At 53.5% G+C, this 20,534-nt stretch carries 15 protein-coding genes; 9 read left to right on the top strand and 6 right to left on the bottom strand.

The window, feature by feature from the left end; translation table 11 throughout:
• Positions 1–13: 13 nt before the first annotated feature.
• The 4 genes from PMI41_RS02310 (at position 14) to PMI41_RS02295 (ending at position 5,486) form a co-directional block, all read left to right on the top strand.
• Entirely contained in the window at positions 14–1,195 is a 1,182-nt protein-coding gene (locus tag PMI41_RS02310) for a Hint domain-containing protein (RefSeq protein WP_008121354.1), read from the top strand.
• 154 nt (positions 1,196–1,349) lie between these two features.
• Positions 1,350–3,668 (top strand): glycosyltransferase, encoded by a 2,319-nt coding sequence (locus PMI41_RS02305; protein WP_008121353.1) that lies wholly within the window; start codon positions 1,350–1,352, stop codon positions 3,666–3,668.
• Positions 3,646–4,644 (top strand): hypothetical protein, encoded by a 999-nt coding sequence (locus PMI41_RS02300; RefSeq protein ID WP_008121352.1) that lies wholly within the window; start codon positions 3,646–3,648, stop codon positions 4,642–4,644. Before PMI41_RS02305 ends, PMI41_RS02300 begins: the two co-directional genes overlap by 23 nt.
• Entirely contained in the window at positions 4,641–5,486 is an 846-nt protein-coding gene (locus PMI41_RS02295; RefSeq protein ID WP_008121351.1) for a tetratricopeptide repeat protein, read from the top strand. Before PMI41_RS02300 ends, PMI41_RS02295 begins: the two co-directional genes overlap by 4 nt.
• Positions 5,487–5,495: 9 nt before the next feature.
• Here the strand turns inward: PMI41_RS02295 and PMI41_RS02290 are convergent, their stop codons facing one another.
• Positions 5,496–6,656: a capsule biosynthesis protein gene (locus PMI41_RS02290; RefSeq protein WP_157179281.1), complete on the bottom strand. Its 1,161-nt coding sequence runs from the start codon at positions 6,654–6,656 to the stop codon at positions 5,496–5,498.
• Between the two features lie 168 nt (positions 6,657–6,824).
• On the opposite strand from PMI41_RS02290, the gene PMI41_RS02285 reads away from it, so the two are divergent.
• The gene (locus PMI41_RS02285; RefSeq protein WP_008121349.1) at positions 6,825–7,634 is read left to right on the top strand and encodes an ABC transporter permease; all 810 of its coding nucleotides are present in this window, start codon (positions 6,825–6,827) and stop codon (positions 7,632–7,634) included.
• Positions 7,635–7,679: 45 nt separating this feature from the next.
• On the opposite strand, the gene PMI41_RS02280 is transcribed toward PMI41_RS02285, so the two are convergent.
• A complete protein-coding gene (locus tag PMI41_RS02280; RefSeq protein ID WP_008121348.1) occupies positions 7,680–8,414 on the bottom strand; it encodes an ABC transporter ATP-binding protein in 735 nt (244 codons plus the stop codon).
• A complete protein-coding gene (locus tag PMI41_RS02275) occupies positions 8,411–9,610 on the bottom strand; it encodes a capsule polysaccharide transporter (protein WP_008121347.1) in 1,200 nt (399 codons plus the stop codon). Before PMI41_RS02275 ends, PMI41_RS02280 begins: the two co-directional genes overlap by 4 nt.
• Positions 9,611–9,981: 371 nt before the next feature.
• Between PMI41_RS02275 and PMI41_RS02270 the strand changes: the two genes are divergently transcribed.
• From PMI41_RS02270 to PMI41_RS02255, 4 genes are read left to right on the top strand one after another with little or no spacing between them, the layout of a single operon-like run.
• Complete coding sequence (locus tag PMI41_RS02270; RefSeq protein WP_008121346.1) at positions 9,982–11,418, top strand: capsular biosynthesis protein; 1,437 nt, start codon at positions 9,982–9,984, stop codon at positions 11,416–11,418.
• 4 nt (positions 11,419–11,422) lie between these two features.
• Positions 11,423–13,537 (top strand): capsular polysaccharide biosynthesis protein, encoded by a 2,115-nt coding sequence (locus tag PMI41_RS02265; protein ID WP_008121345.1) that lies wholly within the window; start codon positions 11,423–11,425, stop codon positions 13,535–13,537.
• Positions 13,534–14,832 carry a glycosyltransferase family 1 protein gene (locus PMI41_RS02260; RefSeq protein ID WP_008121344.1) on the top strand — a complete coding sequence of 433 codons (1,299 nt, stop codon included), beginning with the start codon at positions 13,534–13,536 and terminating at the stop codon, positions 14,830–14,832. The genes PMI41_RS02265 and PMI41_RS02260 overlap by 4 nt, the downstream gene beginning before the upstream one ends.
• Before the next feature lie 17 nt (positions 14,833–14,849).
• Positions 14,850–15,857, top strand: coding sequence for an FkbM family methyltransferase (locus tag PMI41_RS02255; RefSeq protein ID WP_008121342.1), 1,008 nt, complete (start codon positions 14,850–14,852; stop codon positions 15,855–15,857).
• 48 nt (positions 15,858–15,905) lie between these two features.
• Here the strand turns inward: PMI41_RS02255 and PMI41_RS02250 are convergent, their stop codons facing one another.
• The 3 genes from PMI41_RS02250 to PMI41_RS02240 form a co-directional block, all read right to left on the bottom strand.
• Complete coding sequence (locus tag PMI41_RS02250; protein WP_008121341.1) at positions 15,906–19,439, bottom strand: hypothetical protein; 3,534 nt, start codon at positions 19,437–19,439, stop codon at positions 15,906–15,908.
• A gap of 53 nt (positions 19,440–19,492) precedes the next feature.
• The gene (locus PMI41_RS02245; protein WP_008121339.1) at positions 19,493–20,311 is read right to left on the bottom strand and encodes a hypothetical protein; all 819 of its coding nucleotides are present in this window, start codon (positions 20,309–20,311) and stop codon (positions 19,493–19,495) included.
• Positions 20,312–20,323: 12 nt separating this feature from the next.
• Positions 20,324–20,534, bottom strand: a 211-nt coding sequence (locus tag PMI41_RS02240) for a L,D-transpeptidase (RefSeq protein WP_008121337.1), incomplete at its 5' end; no start/stop codon positions are given.

Here is a 20,534-nt window from a genome sequence, read left to right as displayed (position 1 = left end):
AGAGGGAATTACTATGCCTCTAATTGACATTGATCTAATCAACAATGGTACGCAGACAATCGACTCAAACAATGGCGCAGATGGTGATACACTTGAGCTCGGGCTCGTCTCCAACGGCACTTTGATTGTCAACGGCGTTGATATCACGCTGAACAGCCTTGTTGGCGCCGGCGTCATCACCTCCACAACAATCATCCTGCAGAATGGTGCTGACCTTACAGTCGACACATCTGTCCTGAGTGTTGCGGCCGGTACAACGTTCAACTACCAGATCGGTGCGGGCACCAGTCTGACGATGAACGCGGCGGCAATTGCTGCAGACTTGCTCAGCGGCACCACCATCGACTTTATCAATGCTGCGGGTACGGGTCACTTCACCTATAGCCCCGGCTTGCTAAACCTCAGCCTCAGCAGCCCACCGGACATCGTGGGTGTAAACAACGGCGATCGCGTCACTGTTGTGGGCGCAAACAGCGTGAGCCAGGTTGGCAACACCATCACGTTCTTTGGCGGTCCTTTGGGCATCCTTCCAATTGCCTCCTACGACATCCCGGCTGGTGCCACATACAGCTTCAACAACGTCAATGACACTGTCACCTTCCTGACACCCTGCTTCGTTCGCGGTACTCTTATCACGACACCAACAGGTGAAATCGAAGTCGAGAATCTCAAGGCAGGCGACGTGATTTCCAGCCTGAATAACGGCGCTGTTGCCGTCAAGTGGGTTGGCAATCGTGCCATTGACCCAAAGACACTGGACAAGCCGCGCAATGATCTGCCGGTTCGCATTCTGGCCGGTGCCATTGCTGAAAATATGCCATCGGATGACCTCTTTGTCTCGCCAGACCATTGCATGTTCGTCAATGGATCGCTGGTTCCGGCAAAGCTGCTGATCAACGGGACTACCGTCAGTCAGCCGATTACACTCAGCCCGGTCGAATACTATCACATCGAACTCGAGCAACATGATGTGATCTGGGCAAATGGTGCCATGGCAGAAACCTATCTCGACCTTGGCAACCGTCACGTATTCCTCGAGCCAGGTGTCCTTCAGTTCACTTCGCTGAAGGCATATGACGCCAAGGCCTGCTATCCACTGGCCTACTCCGGTCCGGCTGTGGATGCTGCCCGCGCAATCATCACCGAGCGTGAAGCAGCACTTGGCTACGACACAGACGAAGCCAAGGTATCCTGATACATCGTGGGGCGCGTTTTACTCCAGTCAACGCACCCCACGTACTTTCTTAACCTTGAATCGACCTCTACCGTGCAAGGTAGGGGTCGATTTACGCATTAGAAGCTATTCACATTCAGTATGACTGATCTACAGATGTTCTGGAGAAAAGTGTATGCGCACTGCGCCAACCGTTTCGCCTTATACTATTGATCTTGATGAGAAAAATCTGAAGCTCGCGCGTGAGGCATTTTCCGGCAAGCGTGTCTTTTTTGACGGTGTATTCAAAGGCGATTACAGCCTGGCAATCGTCAACCGGCTTCTTGCTAAAGCCCTCGTAGAGGCTGGCGTCGACCTTCACTGCTACACGCCCGAAGCCGATTGGCAGAGTGATGCAAGGCTCAATGCCGCTCCCGAGGTCAAACGCCTTTTATTACCCGGCTACCCATCCGAAAAATATGACATTCACCTTCGCAATACATGGCCCCCTACTACCCATGACATGATTGGGCGTTTCAACGCCTATGTGAATTTTGCCTGGGAAGAACTGGAGGTTCCTCAATACCTTATCGAGCGTTTCAACCGCGACCTTGATCTGGTCATGGTGACGGCGAACTTTGTTAAACAGGCATTTGTGCAGTCAGGCCTGACCATTCCTCTCGAGGTCGTTGGCAATGGCACCGATCATGTCGCCCTTGATGCGGGGCTTGGCACTGCCTCACCTGTGCCTTCGACCGGGCGAAAGCGTATCCTGCACGTCTCTTCCTGTTTTCCGCGTAAGGGAATTGATGCGCTGGTCGATGCGTTTACGCAAACATTCAAGCAAGACGAACAGGTTGAACTTGTCATCAAGACATTCCCCAACCCGGATAATATTCTCTCCTCCGTCATGGACAAATTCAGCGAGCGCTTGCCGGGTGCAGCGCCGATCACGATTATCAACGACCTTTATACTTCAGAGCAGATGCTGGCGCTCTACCGCACAGCCTCCCTCGTTGCTGCACCAAGCAGAGGCGAAGGTTTTGGCCTGCCTTTGGCGGAGGCAATGCGGCTTGATATCCCGGTGGTGACGACTGCCTATAGCGGACAGGTGGATTTCTGTACCCCTGAGACCGCATGGATGGTGAACTACCGCATGGCTCCCTCACAGACCCATGTTTCCGGCTCCCTAAGTCTATGGGCGGAACCATCGATCGAACATCTTGGCGTTCAGATGCGTGCGGCCCTTGCGGACCGGGACGAGGCCCGTTCGCGAAGCAAAAACGCGCAGAAACTTCTGGCCGACCATATGAGCTGGAGTTCTGTCGCACGGCGGGTGCTTGCATCCATTGCCAAGACCAAAAAGACTGCGGCGGCTGCACGCAAGCCATGGAGCCTCGATCTTGTTTCGTCATGGCATCAGCAGTGCGGAATCGCCACTTACTCCGAACATCTCTACTCCACCCCGGCGTTTGCCGGCAGATTTTCACACATCTATGCAAGGCGCCTGCTCAACGACGAGTTGCCGGCAACTGCGCAGGCCAAACTTGCCCATATACCGGATCTGGTTTCCCGCTCGTGGGGCTATGACCTGACATCCCTGACGAGATTCATTTCCGAAATCGAAAGTGCCCGCGGCGATGTTCTGTGGATACAGCACCATCCCGGACATTTCTCCACGCCGGACATGGAGCTTGTAAACAACACGCTTGCCAAGACCCGGCACAAACTACGCGTCATTACCATGCACAGCGTGAAGGAAATCCTTCGGCACGGTCATCTCGAATGGACCAAGCTTTTTGACATAGTGTTCGTGCATTCCGCCGAGGATGCGGGCTTGCTGGCAAAAGCCGGGCACCCCAACCCTGTGGTCATGCCGCATGGGGTAATTCCAACATCGGAAGACAGCATCCGGCCCGATCCATCAGTCTTTACCATAGGGTCATTCGGATTTCTCACACGGCATAAGAACATCGACCTGCTGGTACAGGCTTTTGCGCGGGCACGGGTATTCGAGCCGCGTCTGCGTCTCAAGCTTTTGAACTGCATGCTACCCAATGATGAATCGCAGGAGGTCCGGGTTGTTATCGAAAACCTCTTCTCCCATTTCGATCTGCACGATGTAGCTTCCGCACGGTTCGACTTTGTTGAGCAGGAAGAACTCGTGAATGAGCTGGCACAGTCCGATCTTCTCGCTTTTCTCTACGGCCCGTCAAACGAAACGGCGACAGGCGCAGCCCGTATCGCCATGAGCGCGGACCGCCCATTGCTGTGCTCACGCTCGCCGGTGCTACGTGACATGTGGCCGATAAGCCATGTGGTCCGTTCCGTGGACATTGACTGTGTTGCCGAAGCCCTGATCAGCCTTGCGCAAAATCCCGTCCTGCTCGGGTTGCGCGATCCTGACCGTCGCCAGGCAGTACAGTGGAACTCCTATCCGCGCGTGGCGGCAAGACATGCTGCGCTGATCGAACAGATGCTGGACCAGAAACATGACAATCGCAGAGCTGCATAAAATCCCGCTTCAGTCAGTACCAAAGGATGTCTTTTCCCTTCCTGGAGAAGCTTTCGTGGATGCATGGGCAAGTGCTTTCAACTTGTCTCCAGCGGAACTGAGCGACGAAGAAAGGCAAAATCTCGTGAAAGCCATTCGCAACGGTACAAACCGCCTGAAGGTCGTTGATGCACTACGTGCAGCTTCATCTGAGGGTGAAAAACAATCGGTCGATTATGAAGCACAGGTGCTGAGGCGTACGCCCGACCAGTTTGCCATTATCGAGAATTTTACACGCTTTGCACCGGATAATGATGTGGCTTTCCTGCGCTATACATTTGACAAGATTTGCGGTCGCGACCCAACGGACAAGGAACGCCTGACGATGGAATTTGATCTGAGGCGCAATGTGACCACCCGCGAGGATATCGTCAAACGGGTCGTTTCAATCGCGCGCCGCGATGGTCAAATTTCGCTCTGGGACACGATGGAACAGCCAGCTACCCAAGACCCAGGCAACAAGCCACCCGACCCCAGCTCCGCACGTACCCTGCCAGCAGGTCTGTCCTATGATATGGACGGCAACCAGACGTTGATATTCGTTCGCGAGGTGGCAGGAGAAGGCTGGATGATAGGCCCTGACCTGCTCCATCAGCCTGTTAATGTTGTCGATGGCGGCTGGAGTGTTTCGCCCGGCTGGCTGATTACCGGCCCGAAGCGCAGTCTGGAAGCAGGCACTTGGATGGTCCGGCTCGATCTTGTACAGGACCCCGCGGCACGAATTGCCGTACAGGTCAGCGCCAATTCAGGACTGGACACCTTGCAGGAGCTTATAATCGCCGGTTCATTCATCGGAAATCTGTGCGTGGATATTCGCAATGAGCACAGGTTTGTTGAGCTCCGGCTAAAAATACTCGAAACGCCTGATACAAAGCCTTGGATCAAGCTGCGTGATGTCTCCATGATCCGCAGCAAGCAGTCCGTGGTGAACACATGATCAAGCTGCCTTTCTCCGAGCGGACACGGCGCATGGCGGTGCAACTGGCGGCTGTAACCGACAACGCGAACAGCCCAAGAAGCATCTCCCTGCAGGCTGATGCGGCCCGCGATAAGGGCAACTGGGCCGATGCTGCAGAGCTATATACAAAAGCGATTGCCGCCGACCCGGCACGTACAGGATTGCTTGTCCAATTGGGCCATGCCGAAAAGGAACTCGGCAATTACGATCGTGCCGAAACTGCCTACCGGAAATTCGTTGGCATGAACCCACAAAATGCAGACGTTCATCTGCAACTCGGGCATCTCTTCAGCCGGATGGGCGACTCCCAGAAAGCCCGTGAATGGTACGAAAAGGGTCTCAAACTGGCACCAACGGATGTGGAGCTGATCCGTCACGCAAACATGGCCCGCAACAGATCGGGTAAACCGGGCGTGGAACAAAAACGCCGCGAAGCAATGAAATTTGTAGACGCACAGGATTGGTCGCGTGCACGGCATCTTCTGCGCGAACTCGTTACCGAGGACAATGAGCGCGACATGATCGCCGTCTACGCAAACATTACCAAAGAAGACGGCGATTTTGACGAAGCGAAGAAACTTTATGGTGAGTATCGCGAATATGCGGAAGCCTTTGATCAGAACAGTCTGGAAGACGTAGAGCTTCAGCTAGGGCATTTGCATAAACTGGCCGGCGATTACAAAACAGCGCTGTCGCATTACATTCTGGCTCGCAATGTGAAAGCGCAACGATCCGGATATATCGATCAGACAGGCGCGATAGAGAACGAAATTCAGGCATGCGTCAGCGAGATTTATACCTGCTTTGCACCGCCTTCCTGAATAACAGGCTCAGCTTCCATGATCGCGGATTGCGGTCAGCAGCAGCCAGCCAAGCAAATATCCGATCGAGGTGACGAACAGCACAATCGCGATGTTTTTCATAGCAAGCGGCAATTCGGCCTGGTCCGGCAGGTTGGGTGCAACAACCACTTCCAAATAAAGCTGCTGACGGCGAGCGTCAGCGCGAGCGGTTTTCAATGAATCGAGCGCTGAAATGAGTGCTTTGTTGGAAAACTCCCTCTGCAGCATCAATGCTTCATAATCTGCAATTCGTGGAGCAATCGAACCATCCGATCCCGCCACCTTGCTCCGTTCCGTCGCCAGCTGCTTTTCCAGCGCATCAATGCGGCTGGTCATATAGGGGATCGAACTTGAGTCCGGCGCGGTCGATCTGGTTTCTGCAAGATTGGCTCGGGAAACGGCAAGCTCCGAGCTGATCCGGCTCATGAGTTCCACCATGGACACGGAGTTCAGCTTGGGATCAATCATGAGCTCCTTGTTGCGGAAGAGAGTTATGTTCTTTTGAGCCTCGATCATCCTGTGCTCAGCACCTTCAACTTCCGCAGTCGCAAAGCGCACCGCATCGCCCCTCGCCCGCTCGTTCATCTTGATCAGTCGCGCATTGCCGATATCCAGAAGCTCTTTGTTAAGGGCAAGCGCATCCTGTGGCAGGAATGCCGAAGTTCGCAGCACCGTTATACCAGTGGTGTCGTTGTGTACTATCTGCACGCGTTTGCTGTAGTAGCGGAAAAGCTCTTCGAAAAGACCGCTTTCCCACGGGGCCGGAAACCGCGCCAGAACATCCCCGTGAGTGCTATCGTAGTAGCGTCGCAACGGCAGCGAATCCTGCACGACAGCCAAGGCATCGCGAGAGCGGATATATTCCTGCACCGAGAAAGTATCGTCCTGCGACCGCGTAATACCGCTATTTTGCAGCATAGATCCGAAGCTCGACGACGATGGCGGCGCAGCCATGCGCACGACAAAAGCCGACTCCGATACAAACATCGGGGAAGCTATGAAAATATAGTAGATGCTCACCAGCAAGGTAGGCACACCAATGAATAGTGCAGCGAGCAACCGCTGCAAAAACTTTGGCCGCGAGTATAGGGGCCGAGGGGCAGTTGCTGGCGTGAACAGACCTGGCGCAAGACTATTGATGACAATCACCCCTTCGTTCTAGTTCTGAAGTACGGTACTAGCATCTCAACTATTACTGCACAATTTAACTATACCTATAGTTAATAGATAAAGTTTTCATTTCTATTTCTATTGTATAATACTTTATTCCGTATATAGTCGTCAATGAACTCCTCTAGTTGATATCAAGGAGACTGAATGGAAGCTGCATCGGCGAAACCCGCTTTGAAGACGACGCTCATGACCGGCATACGTGGTCAGCTGCGCGTTCTTGGTGCACTGATCATGCGCGAGATGATTACGCGCTATGGCCGGGAAAATGTCGGCTTTCTGTGGCTGATCCTTGAACCCATGATCCTGACCATCGGCGTCATGACAATGTGGACGCTGATGAAACATGAGTCGCATGGCCTCGGCATCATTGCGTTCGTTTTGAGCGGTTACATGCCATTGACGCTGTGGCGGCATGTCTCGTCCCAGCTCGTTTCCTGCCTGAAGCACAACCTGCCCTTGATGTATCACCGTCAAATCCGGATGGCTGATACCCTCATGGCCCGCGCCCTGCTGGAAGTGGGCGGCACAACACTCGCTTTGGTCATTGTTTATACCGGAACACGCTTTGCCGATCTCATGGATCCCTATCAGGATCTCGGGCTGGTAATGGCAGGCTGGTTCTTCATGGCATGGTTTGCATTTGGTGTTGGTCTGATCCTCGCCGCACTGGCCGAATTCTTTGAATTCGTGGAGAAGCTTATTGCGCCCTTGCAATATTTGACCCTGCCTATTTCCGGCATGTTCTTCATGGTTTCGTGGCTGCCTTCCGACATACAGAAACTGGCTCTTTACGTTCCGCTTGTGCATTGCTTCGAAATGTTTCGTGCCGGCACATTTGGCGATACGATCGTCGCTCATTACGACATTCAATACGTGTTCGCCTGCTGCCTGATCACCACAGCCATCGGCCTTTATCTGATCGAGCGGGTGCGCGATCATATCAAGTTCGAGTAAGGTGTTTGCCTTGTACTGCTGCGCTGTGAGCTGCATCTGCATCTCCTACAGCGACGCGTAAATATCAAAGGCGAATTTGACATCGCTGAAAACCTTGCCCCGTCCATTCTTGAGCACGAGCGCGGACGAACAATGTTCGGCGATGATATCCAGACTGTGACCGACGATAATCATGGCCCTGTCCCGTCGTTTTACAAACAATTCTTCGAAGGACTTGCGCTGGAACCGCTGATCGCCCACGGCAACAACCTCATCGATCAGATAGCAGTCAAAATCAATTGCCAATGACAGTCCGAATGCCAGACGCGCGCGCATACCTGAAGAATAGGTTTTGATCGGCATGCGCAGATATTTGCCCAAGTCGCTGAACGTTTCGACGCAATCGCGGATTTCATCGACTGGCCTGTTATAAACGCGTGACAGAAACCGCATGCAGTCTATGCCTGTCATCGAGCCGCCAAATCCGCCACTTAGAGCGATAGGCCATGACAAGGACATGGTTCTGGTGATTTCACCGGAGGTGGGAGGCTCCATCCCTGCAATAAGCCTGACAAGTGTTGACTTGCCAGCACCATTGTGGCCGAGGACGGCAATTTTTTCTCCCGCCTTCACTTCAAAACTTATGTCATCAAGCACGCGGCGTGTGCCGCCATTCATCGGATATTCCTTGATGACATTGCGTACGGAAACAGCACCAGACTTTACAGGCTTGCTACTCACCCACGAGCCCGGCAAACCGTCTTTTCCATCCTGAAATGTGATCGTGCCGTCTATGGTCATGTCTCTGAATGATCGTAAATCTGGTTACGGAAAAAGCGGGCAATCCAGAATGCGGCAAAACACAAAGCCAGAACCAACAGGATTGATTTTATCCGCTTCGGATACATCGCGTAGTCGGGGCGGTTTGGATTGACGATACGCTCCAGATAGAGCTGCTGCCTCTGCGCCTCCAACTTGGCATTTTCAAGCGATGTCGCCGACGATTCCAGCATCCGCATGCCAAGCTCGCGCTGCAGCAGTAACTGCTCGTACTCAGCGATCAGGGGGGCCATGGAAGCATCATCACCAACGATCCTTGCACGCTCCTGAATGATTTGCTGTTCCTTGGCATCAATGGAACTGCGCATTGATTGTATCTGGGGACTTTGCGGTGTCTGTTCTATCAGCGAGGCCAACTGTGCCTTGCTTTGAGCAACGTCATCGGACAATTTTGCAATCATCTCGAACATGGCAGTGGACTGTTTGCTTGGATCTACCATCGCGACTTTGTTGCGGAAAGCCGTGAGGGATTTTTGCAAATCGCTCAACCGCTTTTCGCTGTCTGCCATCTCCACGCGGGCGAAGCGCACCGCGTCCTGACGCGCACGATCATTGAGCCGGTTAATCAGAGATTCGGCACGATCAAGGAGTGCTTGTGCCAGCGCTTGCGCATCTTCTGGACGGAAAGCCCGTACACGCAAGGTCGTTACACCGCCACCGGAATCGGTCTCAATCGTCACGAAATCGAGATAATGCTGATAGAGCGCTTCTCCGGTTGGCTCGCCCCAAGGCGATGGGAAGCGGGCAAGAAAATCAGCTTCCGGGCGCGAGAGTATTTCCCGCAATCCGCTGTGCTCCGCCATATCGCTTGCGGCGGAACGAGATTCAATAAATTCCATGACAACATAACTGTCATCCTGAGCCCGCACAAAACCGGTGCTTTGAAGAAATCCGCTGAGCAAGCCCGCTGCATTCCTGTTGGGACTGCGCACAACGAACCTGGTTTCGGAAACATACTGATCCGATGCGATTGCTCCATAGTATATGGTTGCAACGCCAGTCGGCAGCGCCACCATAAGCAGAACGAGAATGTGGTTTCGAGCCCAGGAAAGCGCGCGCCTGATAGCCGACTTTTTCTCAGGTAGCATCGTACCTGCATGAATATCGACCAAGGTCAGATAGTCGGTAAACTCGTCATTTGTACTAACGCGCGTCATGTTGCCTGATACCGCCGTCCAGAGCAAAACCCGCTACTATAGAGCCAACTGCAAGCCAAATTGCACTCCAATACATGCACTAAAAAGTGCGCTATCGGTACTAAACCCAAGTGCAGCATATAATGAAAATACATTGGTCGCAATTATAAACCACTGTAAATATTGATATAAACATTATTCAGTAAATAAATTTCAGAATAGAAACCATAATAGATAATTTTAATGGGTAATTGGCGTTTTTTTACTTGTTCTGGCGCAATTAGTATGGCGAACGATGTTCCCCGATGAAATAACTATCTGAAAATACATTAGTTTTATGCTCTGAGTAGAGTTTTGACCAGAGTATGCGTTGTAAAGGGGCTTGAGGACCTGTGGGGCATAAAATCGGACGCCATGAATCCGACCATTTGGGTACAATCGTTTCATTTCCGGAACGGCCAGACCACATACAGCCTGCACAAAAACCTCTCATTCTTCTCTTGCAGGGCCCTGTTGGCCCGTTCTTTCGTGTTCTTGCCGCAGAGCTCGAAAACGAGGGCTATGACGTCCTGAAGGTAAACTTCAACGGTGGTGACTGGTCATATTTTCGTGGCACGCAAACGCTGCATTTTTCCGGCACGACCGACGCCTGGAGCGATTGGCTCAGTGCGTTTATCCGGGGACGGCAACCGGAAGCGATTGTCCTGTTCGGCGACAGCCGCCCCTATCATCGTCAGGCGATCAAGGTGGCTCAGCAGGCAGGCATTCCTGTGGCGTCTTTCGAGGAAGGATATGTCCGCCCGAATTTCGTTACGCTCGAATGGGGTGGCAATAATGCCATGTCACCCTTGCGCACGCACAAGCCGCGTCTTCACGCAAAGGGACCCGCCCTGCCGCCCGAACCGGTCAAGGGCAATCTTTTCCGGGCAATGACTTTTTTTGCCATCCGCTACTATCTGGCAAAGACAGCCGGGGCCATGTTCTTCCGGGGTAATGCCCACCACCGCAGCCGCGGCATAATTTCAGAATCCGTATTATGGACACGAAATTTCTATCGGAAACTCCGTTATTATCCGGCAAACAACGAGTTGATGCTCAACCTCATCGAGAACCTTGAGGATCAGTATTTCGTCGTTGCGCTTCAGGTTCATGATGATCAGCAGCTCCTTCGCCACGGCCGGGGCTGGACCATGGAGAAACTGATTACCGAGAGCCTGCGCTCTTTCGAACAACATGCGGCAAAGAACCATCATCTCGTCATCAAAATCCATCCCATGGACCGCGGCCACAAGAGCTACCGCCACTTTGCCATGGCTCTCGCCCGGATCGCCGGCTGCGAAGACCGCGTGCATATTGTCGATGATGGATCGATAGGCTTGCTCATCCGGCACTCGCTAGGACTTGTGACTGTCAACAGCACGTCGGGCCTGCTGGCCCTGAACCACGGCAAGCCGCTGCTGACGCTGGGAGATGCCGTCTATAGCGGACAAGGCCTTTCATCCGTACAGGAGCCGCAACAGGGTGCCGCAGCCCGCAGTCTGGATGCCTTCTGGGCATCGCCGAAAGCGCCCGACAAGACAGCCGTCAAAGCATTCAATGCCAGAATGCATGATGAAAGTCTCGTCAATGGCAGTTTCTATCTTCGGCCCCTGCTTGAGGCGACAGCCAGAAGGGTTGTGAAACGTATCCAGCTGGAATTGAAGATCGTCCCCATTGACGAAGCATCCGTGCTGGTAACGAACCTCCCACCAGCGGAGCAAGAGAAAAAGCCAAAGAAGTCCGGAACCACGCAGATAAGCGCTTCGCTATCAGTGGATACGGTGAATTGATGCCATGAGTGTGATCCCGGCGCCTCCAATTGCAAATTCTGCTCCGGTGGTTCTGGATGACTTTCCAATATCGGGAGCGTCGCGAGGATGGCTGCCGCAGAAGAATGCGCGACTATTGGCTTTCACGCCAACCCTGCTACGTTTTCCATTGATCGGCGCTGCCCTGGAAACATCGCATATGCGCGGTGCCGAGCTGCCAGCACGACCGGCTGACGGCATTGTCGGCTGGGGTGAAAAACCCTTGGCACGCATGGCAAGGCGACTGGCCAAATTACGTGGACTGCCCTACTGGGCCCTTGAAGACGGATTCCTGCGATCTGTCGGGCTTGGCAAAGCCGGAGCCCCTGGGGTCTCGATCATTGCCGATGATGTCGGCATATACTTCAATGCGGCAAAACCTTCCCGACTGGAGCGTCTCGTCGAAGCGCCTGTTACAGATCAGGATCTGTGCAGAAGCAGGTCAATCCAGCAGCAGATCGTTGAACAGAGACTGACCAAATATAATCATCTGCCGGATTACCCATTTTCCCTCGCACCCACCACCGGACGCAGCATTCTTTTGATTGATCAGGTTGCATCTGATTACTCTATCGCTGGTGCCGGCGCAGATGAGCTCACTTTCCGCCAAATGCTGCATGAGGCATTGGCTGTTCCGGGCGCGACAGTGATGGTCAAAAGCCATCCCGACATTGTTGCGGGTTTCGCCAGAGGGTATCTTACGCAGCTGGCCGGTGAGGCAAACGTTCATGTCATCACCGAGAATATTTCGCCTCATGCCCTGCTGGATGTCGTGGATGAGGTCTGGACAGTATCCAGCCAATTTGGCTTCGATGCCCTGATCCGGTCCGTTCCTGTCAAGACATTTGGCGTTCCATTTTATGCCGGATGGGGGCTTACGACCGACTGGGCAGACGGGCCGATCGCAAGAGCGGCATTCTCGCGCCGGACCAGCCGCCCGACCCTCGATCGATTTGTTGCAGCGGCTTTGCTGCATTACTCGCGTTATGTCGACCCGGTTACCCGGAAGGCAACGACAGCCGAGAAGGCCATCGACCGTCTTATCGCCTGGCGGCATCACGCCTTGGCGAGACGCGGCAACTATCTGTGCGTCGGCTTTTCCAAACATAAGCACCGCAGCGTCAAACGCTTTCTCTCCGGGCCATGGTCCACCGTCCGGTTCACGGGATCAAAACCCGATGCCAGGGAGCTTGCACGGGCAGATTATGTCGTACGATGGGGTCAACACGATGAGCCTCCAGTTGCCGGCGAACTCGCCCGCTCTGTGCCCATGCTCCGGATGGAAGACGGTTTCATCCGCTCGGTGGGACTTGGCTCGCATCTGATCCCCGCTTCGTCGCTCTGCCTTGATCGAGACGGCATTTACTTCGACGCCACACGGGAGAGTGGGCTTGAGCGATTGCTGCTCAACACTGACTTCACGCCTGCCTTGCTCGCCCGTGCCCGCCGCCTGCGTCAAAGCATCGTGGAGTACAACGTCACCAAATATAACCTTGAAGGCACTCCCGCACCCGACTACCGCAGGCTGGCAGGTGACAAACCCATTGTGCTTGTTGCGGGACAAGTACCCGGCGACGCGTCACTTCGTTTTGGCCTGACGAACAATATCTCCAATATCGATTTGCTCAAGGTGGTGCGTGCCCAGCGGCCGCAGGCATTCATCATGTTCAAAGAGCACCCGGACATGCTGGCGGGAAGGCGTGGCACGGCCACGGATACTGGCCAGCTCGCACAATATTCCGATCTGGTCATCGGCAATGTATCGGCAGGCAATTTGCTTTCCGCTTGTGACGAAGTTCATGTTGCCACCTCGCTGATAGGATTTGAGGCACTCATGCGCGGACGCCAGGTATGGTGTCACGGACTGCCATTCTATGCGGGTTGGGGCCTGACGCATGATTGCGTAACACCTTTGCGTCCGCGCAAATACCTGACGCTGGACGCTTTGGTCGCCGCCACCCTCATTCTCTACCCGCTCTATTTTTCCACACGTACCAACCTGCTTTGCGAGGTTGAGGACGTGATTGACGAACTGTATGGCGAAACGCCAACGGAGCCGTCCCGGTTGAAGACTGCTCTGCGCATGATGGGATGGTCATGATGAATGCAATTGCGATGGATATCTCCCGGTTGATCGACAGATCGCACTTTTCAACGCCGACCGGCATTGACCGTTTTGAGCTTCAATATGCAAACTGGGCCAAAGCACGCAGTTCCTATTTCATCGAGATGGGGAGAACGAAACCCATCGAAATCAACAGGGGACGTGCAAATGGCCTCATCACTGAATTGGAGCAACGATGGTCGACGGCCGCATTGAGCCAGTCACAATCCACTGAACTCGAGCAGATCTATGCTGCAATCGACGGGCGTCTGTCCTGGTCACAGTTGAAATGCATCTCATCCCCTAAAAATAAATCCAAGCTGCATCAATGGGGCATGAATGCAGGCAAGGTGATGCGCACAATATTGCCGATGAGCCGCATGGCCACCAGTGCACCCTTTGTGCATGTTTCACACACCAACCTGCATCGCCCTGCCGCCTTTTCGTGGCTGGATGCCCAACGCAGCAACGGCATATTTTATGTTCACGACCTTATCCCGCTGACCCATCCGGAATTCGTACGCAAGAATGAGCCACAGAGGCACCTTCAACGTATGGAAACTGTTCTGAAACATGCAGGACTGGTTCTTTGCAATTCGCAAACCACTGCCCGTTCGTTTGAGGCTTTTGCCGAAGAGAGGGGCCATGCGGTTCCCCCGATTTCCATTCTCCCACCCGGTGTAGAGCATAGCTTCAACGTAGCCAGCAGAGCTGCACCGCGCTCGAAGCGACCCTATTTCCTTATGGTCGGTACTCTTGAGCCGCGTAAGAACCATGCGATGATACTGCAACTTTGGCGCGCATTGGTTGACAAGCATGGCAAGGACACTCCGCGGCTGGTCATCGCCGGAAAACGCGGTTGGGAAAACGCGCAGGTTTTCGCCACGCTCGACCGCTGCCCTCAATTGCGCGACATCGTCATTGAGGCTCCCGACCTTGGAGATGCCGCTCTTGCCGATTTGATGGCCGGTGCAACAGCCCTGCTCGCTCCATCCTTCGTCGAAGGTTATGGGATGCCTTTGGCTGAGGCCATGGCGACGGGCACAACCATTATTGCTTCCAATATACCATCACATAAGGAAATAGCCGGCGAACACGCAATATTCCTTGACCCGCTGGATGGTCTCGGATGGCGCGAGGCAATCGAAACCCATGCTGCAGAGCATCGCCGCAGAACCCCGCTGACATTGCAAAAGTGGGAAAAACATTTTGACCAACTTGATGAACTGCTGGACGCGGCAGCCAGCCGGAAGAGCAAGTCAACCGACCAAACCAGTGCAATTCATGCGTAGGGACGAGTGAAAGCGTAATGACCAGCTATAACGATATCCTCAATTCGTATAAGTACATCCTCGGGCGTGACGTGAATGTCGAGGAAACTCGCGTTATTTCCGAGAACCTTTTCAGCATTTCTGAGCTGCCGCTGACCGAACACCGAAGACGGTTCATGAGTTCCGTCGAATTTCATCAGCGGCACGCCGAACTCCTGTTCAATAACTTTGTGCCGAAGAGCATCGAAGTTTTGTACGAGACCAAGGATGGATTTAAGATCTATCTCGATCTGCGCCAGTACCATATGACATTCGGTATTTTCAGCGGCAGTTACGAGAAGTTCGACATTGATATCATCAAGGCGATAACGCCGGACGCAGGTACGTTTTTTGATGTAGGCGGAAACGTTGGCTATTACTCGCTTTCAGTCGCCACAAAGCCGGATTTTACCGGCAAGGTGGTGGCGTTTGAACCTCTGCCGCATCTGTGGACGCTTTTCAGCAAATCAATCAAGGAAAACAAGCTTTCAAAGACCATCACGGTGCATCAGATTGCCTTGGCAGATGTCCCGGGTACAATGGAGCTAAACAGGGCAGATGAAACCGTGAATGCGGGTGCAACCAGCCTCGTAGCAGGTTCCCGCAACCGGAATTCTGATCGCAGTGTCAGGGTTGAGACTCTCGATGCAATCGCCAAACGTATCAAGCCAGATACGATCAAGGTCGACATCGAAGGCGCGGAAGGCATGTTCTTCACCGGCGCTGCCAAAACAATCCAATCTTCTCACCCGACCATGCTGGTGGAGATTAACCGCGACGTACTCTGGAACCTGTCGAGAGTGACCCCAGGCAAAATCTGCGATGTCCTCACGGAATGGGGATACGGAATATGGGAAGTGGATATCGATTCCATCGCACCATTCAAGAATGCCTCTGAAGTTGATGCCGCTTTCCCTTCAGGCAGAGTGGCCAATATCCTTGCGGTTCATCCCGATCGCAAAAAGGATGTACAGAAGCGATTGAAAACTCTGGGCCTTTCGCTCTAAGGCAAGAAAAAAGCCGGCACTGATGCCGGCTTTTTTGTCAGCCGCAGATCAATCAATATAACCCTTGTTCCTCAACCACACTTTGAACCCTTCCTTGCTGTCAGGTTTCACCTGACTTGAGAATCCATCATTGCGCATTAACTGACCTCTCGCAGGGTCATACCATAATGTATGGAATGTCATTGGCGCATTGGGATCAACTTTCTTTGGAGGAGCCCACCACTTGCTGCCATCCCAATACATGGAAGTGTTTGAGTCTTCGAAGCGTTTCGTTTCATTATTGTAGCGAACAGTCGGATATTTGCTGATATCCACCTTCCCCGGGTCCAGAGGAAGCTGCAGATATTTCAAGTCATCCTGTGTGTCCTTCAACTCATGTTTGTCATTGGTCGTCATGTTCCGGACGGTCTCTGACACTTCTTTCGCCTGATCAGGCGTCCAGCTGTTGAAAAGCTGCCCAAGGCGAGCACGATTGTAATCGAGATCCCCATAGGTGTCTGTCAGGACATTGTTTGCGCTGCGAGTGCCCTCGTCGCCACCCATCAGATGTTTATCGCCCGGGAATACTGTCTGGAGAATGCCCATAAGCCCTTCGTCAAGAAGGTCATTATGTTCCGCCAGCATTTCAGCTGTCTTGCGATCCTTGACGCCGTAGAGAACCTGAATGGCATCAGCATCGGCCTTGTCGTAGGTATGGGCTGCATTGTAAGCGCCACGCCCGCCGACAATGCCCGCACCTGCAACCTGCAACACAGCAGCGATCCCCGAAACTTTGAGCGGCCCAAGCTTCACAAGTAGCCTTGACAGCCCTGTTTCGCTTCTACTCAGCAGCGCTGCGTCGGCTCCACGGGCACTGACCGTGGCAAACAACGCGTCGCTGATTGTCGCGGTACCATAGCCGAACGCCTTGACACCATCCTGCTTGGTTCCGAACAGTCCAAAGCCGTTCATGACAGCGTTGCTCAGATCTGCGGCAACATAGGCTGAATCAATGCCGCCGCCACGGACACCATCAAGGACGTTAAGGCTGTTTGTCCATTTCTTCTTCTGGGCATCCGTGAGGTTCGGGTTCGCGTCCACTTTCTTTTGAAGGTCCTCAATCTTCATGCGTGCCGGAGTGTCATGTTCAGCACCCTTGTTCAGGAATATCTGTCCTGACTTCGGCAGCAGAGCCGTTTGTGCTGCTCCCAGCATCATCAAAGTGTGCGGTACGTAATAAACGAGATCCGCGGGCGAGCTATCAAGAGAGTTTATATTGCGCCCGAAGAGGACAGCACTGCCACCGCCTGAAATACGATTGACGGCATTCAAGCCAAAGCGAAGACCGCCAAGATTGGAAAGCTGTTTTCTTTCCGCGTCGGTGGGTGCAGACTTGCCATCAACAATATCGTTAAACCTTGCCTCGCCAAGCGCAGCTTTCGCATTGCGAACATACGCATCCGCATTGGGACTCAAGGTCTTGGCGTCCTTCATCGCCTTGCGTTCTTCATTGGTGGCAATCGTCCCATCATTCAGGATGGACTGGTAGCGCTGTTCACCAAGAGCGACATTGATATCCTTGACGCCGCCCTTGAGCGATTCGGTCACAGCCATGGTAGCAAGGCCACGCGTTGCTCTCTGGACCCAGATTGTACCAGCAGTTTTTGGCTGACCGTTTTTGTCAACGTCCATATAAGGGTCTTCGGTCTGCTTCGGACGCTCTGGCAAATCTGCCATCGCTTCTTTCACAGACTTGGATTTGGTCATCATGATGCCCGTACCAAACAACATTGGTATGGGTGCTTCGCTATCGTACCCCCCGACCTTCTTGTTGTCGTTGCTGTACATGTTAACGCCAAGCTCAATGCTTTCCTGCAGTTCCCACTGCTTCTGCTTGTCGTTACCCAGCTTGACCAGATCCTCGGACTTCTTCTTGTTCTCCGGCGACATATTGTCGATGGCTTCCATATCCCGGGCAAGCTGAGCTTCCGGAGGAATGCCCGTATCGGCTTTGACGTTAGCGCCCCAGCCTTCGAGCCCGTGATAAAGCTCGTTGTACTTGACGTTCATGTCCTCATCGAGAGCCTTGGAGGCCGAACCGAAATTCTCGATACTACGGCGTGTTGCCCACTGCGCATTGGAATTTAAGGCGCTGTAACTATCGTCGTCCGTATTGATCGTGCCTTTCTGCTTGTCCGCTTCAACAGCAGTATGTGCCGAGATCGCCGAAAGCAGCGACGTACCACCACCCTTGACATCTTCACGGCTGGCAATGCTGAAAAACTTTTGTTGATGGAACACATTCATTGGGCCGCCGGGCAAATCCGTACGCATCTTGTCGACGACGTATTTTGCAACGTGGTCGACAACTTCCTTGCCTTTGCCAGGCTTATCGCCATCATTGTAAAGAATGTTCTGGCTGGCCACGCTCAGATCAACAACCGCCTGGGTTTTCTGTTTCATGTCCCCGTCGCGCGGACCTGCCCCGGCAATCGCATCGATAGACTTATCGAGCATCGACATGACACGGGGATCAGAAGCCAGCAGTGATCCACTGCCGGGAAGCGTATTCTCCGTGCCGGTTTTCTCGCGCAGCTTTGCCATGAATGCCTGGGCACCACCAAGATCACCCTTGCCAAAGGCCTGGCTCAATTCATCGACCTTTCGGTCAACACGTATGTCCTTGATAGCCTGCTCAGCGCCCGCCTGCAGTGCGGCCTGATACTTTTCAGGATCGCCAGCGCTGAAGTTCATATAGATATTGGCGCGGTTGGTCAGCGCCGTCATCTGTTCGCCTTCGGTAGGTCCTGCCTTCAGCGCCAGATCAACGAGCTGTTTCTTGGTTTCACTCGTGACCTTGTCATAGTCCTTGGCATCGCCTGCCTTTGCGATCACACCGATCTGGTCATCGGTGCGGCCTTCCGCCTTCCACTTGGTTTCTTTCAGTTCCTTGGCCTGATTGAAGGCATCAACGAACACAGGATCATTGGGCGCGCGTTCAAGGATTGGCTTGGTGACATCACTGGCCTCGTTGACATCGACCTTCTTGTCGTTGTTCTGGTCAGTACCAAGCTTGGGCGCCCCCTGCCCCACAGTTGCCAGATCAATCTCACCGGCGATGGCAACGATCAGATCGTCCTTTGCCGTATCCCGCTCTGCTTGGGTCTTTGTGCTGTCGCTTGCCGTTGCCAAGGCGGTGCGCTGTGTCTCCAACAGGGAGAGCCGCTCAGGGCTAAGCACGTTAATCTGGTCACATTTCTCCAATGCCTTATCCGCATCCGCAGGCGCAGCGGGCCGGTTACCAAAAGCCTTGGGGTCGAGTTGAGGCGTTGCAACCAGCTGGTCGTGCAACGCCTTATTGTCGTTTGGATCAATGCCCGCCTTGTCATAAATGCGGAACGGCCAAAGCCCCGGTTCGGTGCGGTGCTGGGAAATGCCCGCTGGTGCTTCATTCCATCCGTGCGGCGCGACCGGTGGCTTTGGTGCCGCCGCCGGGACGGGAGCCGCCTTGGCACTTTGCGTGAGCGCACTATCGAACTTGTTGTCGGTATTTACAGGCTGGGGCCGCCAACGCTGAAAAATATTGTTCGCACCAAAAGACATCTCATTTCCTCCCGAAACTGGACGTTTTGCAATCCGCTATCTTGACGAAAGCGCTATTTGTTCCACTTCGTCGGATCGCAATCGATATCGTACTTGTTCTTCGCATGTTCGCCGATGACTTTGTCCATGCTCTGGTCGCTGAATTTTTCAGACACCCAAGTATGTTCCAGCAGACTGTCGAACACTTTTTTCTTGGTATCGTTGTCTTTGTAGGGCTCAACAAGCACATCAAGGATTTCCTGACGCTTTGCTGTCCGCACTTTCTGCTCGCCATAATCCTGGTTTGGATCCAGCAGGTCGATTGCCGCCTTCGTCCGCTCCTCGACACTGCCATTATGCCCGTCGAGATAGGTCGAGATGGCTGTCTTTCTCTGCTCTGCCGTCGCACTCGGATTCTTGAGAGTGTCGATCGCGTTTTGTTTTTTTACGCTGTCAGTCTGGCCCGCAGGCGCTTCTGATCCTTCAACCGGCGCGCCCTTGGTTTCAGGTTTGCCTGCAGGAGCATCGGATCCCAGAATTGGCTCTGGTGCCACCGGAACGGTTACGAAATCCGGCTTGAGGTCTCCCTCATTATAGGTGTGTATCAGGTCGGGATCAGCAAACTGCACATTGCCTTCCACCATAACCTGCGCGCCTTCGACACCGATGCCGAACTGATCCGCGATCTTGTACTGTGAGTCACCGGCATTAGGCACCGTCACGGTAACCTTGCTCAACATCTCGGATGTGTCCTTGAAGCCCTGCTGCTTGGCTTGCTTTTCAAGGGCTACCTGCCACGACTGCTGCTGAGCCGGATTGACATTGTAGGTCTGCGCTCCATCTGCACTTTTCAGGCTGAAGCTTTTTCCATCAAATTTCACGACAAATGCCATTGTATTGTCTCCTTACAAAACGACTACTTTTGTTCCGATTTTTACACGGCGATAGAGATCGACGACGTCTTCGTTGGTCATGCGGAAACACCCTGATGAGGATGACTGACCAACACTTTCAGGCTCATTGGAGCCGTGAATTCTATAAAGGGTATCGCCCAGATAAAGTGCACGGGCACCCAGCGGATTGTCCGGTCCGCCAGCCATATGTTGCGGCAGGGGC

Source organism: Phyllobacterium sp. YR531 (genome assembly GCF_000282595.1).
Classification (GTDB): Bacteria; Pseudomonadota; Alphaproteobacteria; order Rhizobiales; family Rhizobiaceae; genus Phyllobacterium.
The sequence above is the reverse complement of the archived record's forward strand: the minus strand, read 5'-3'. Positions and strand labels throughout refer to the sequence as shown.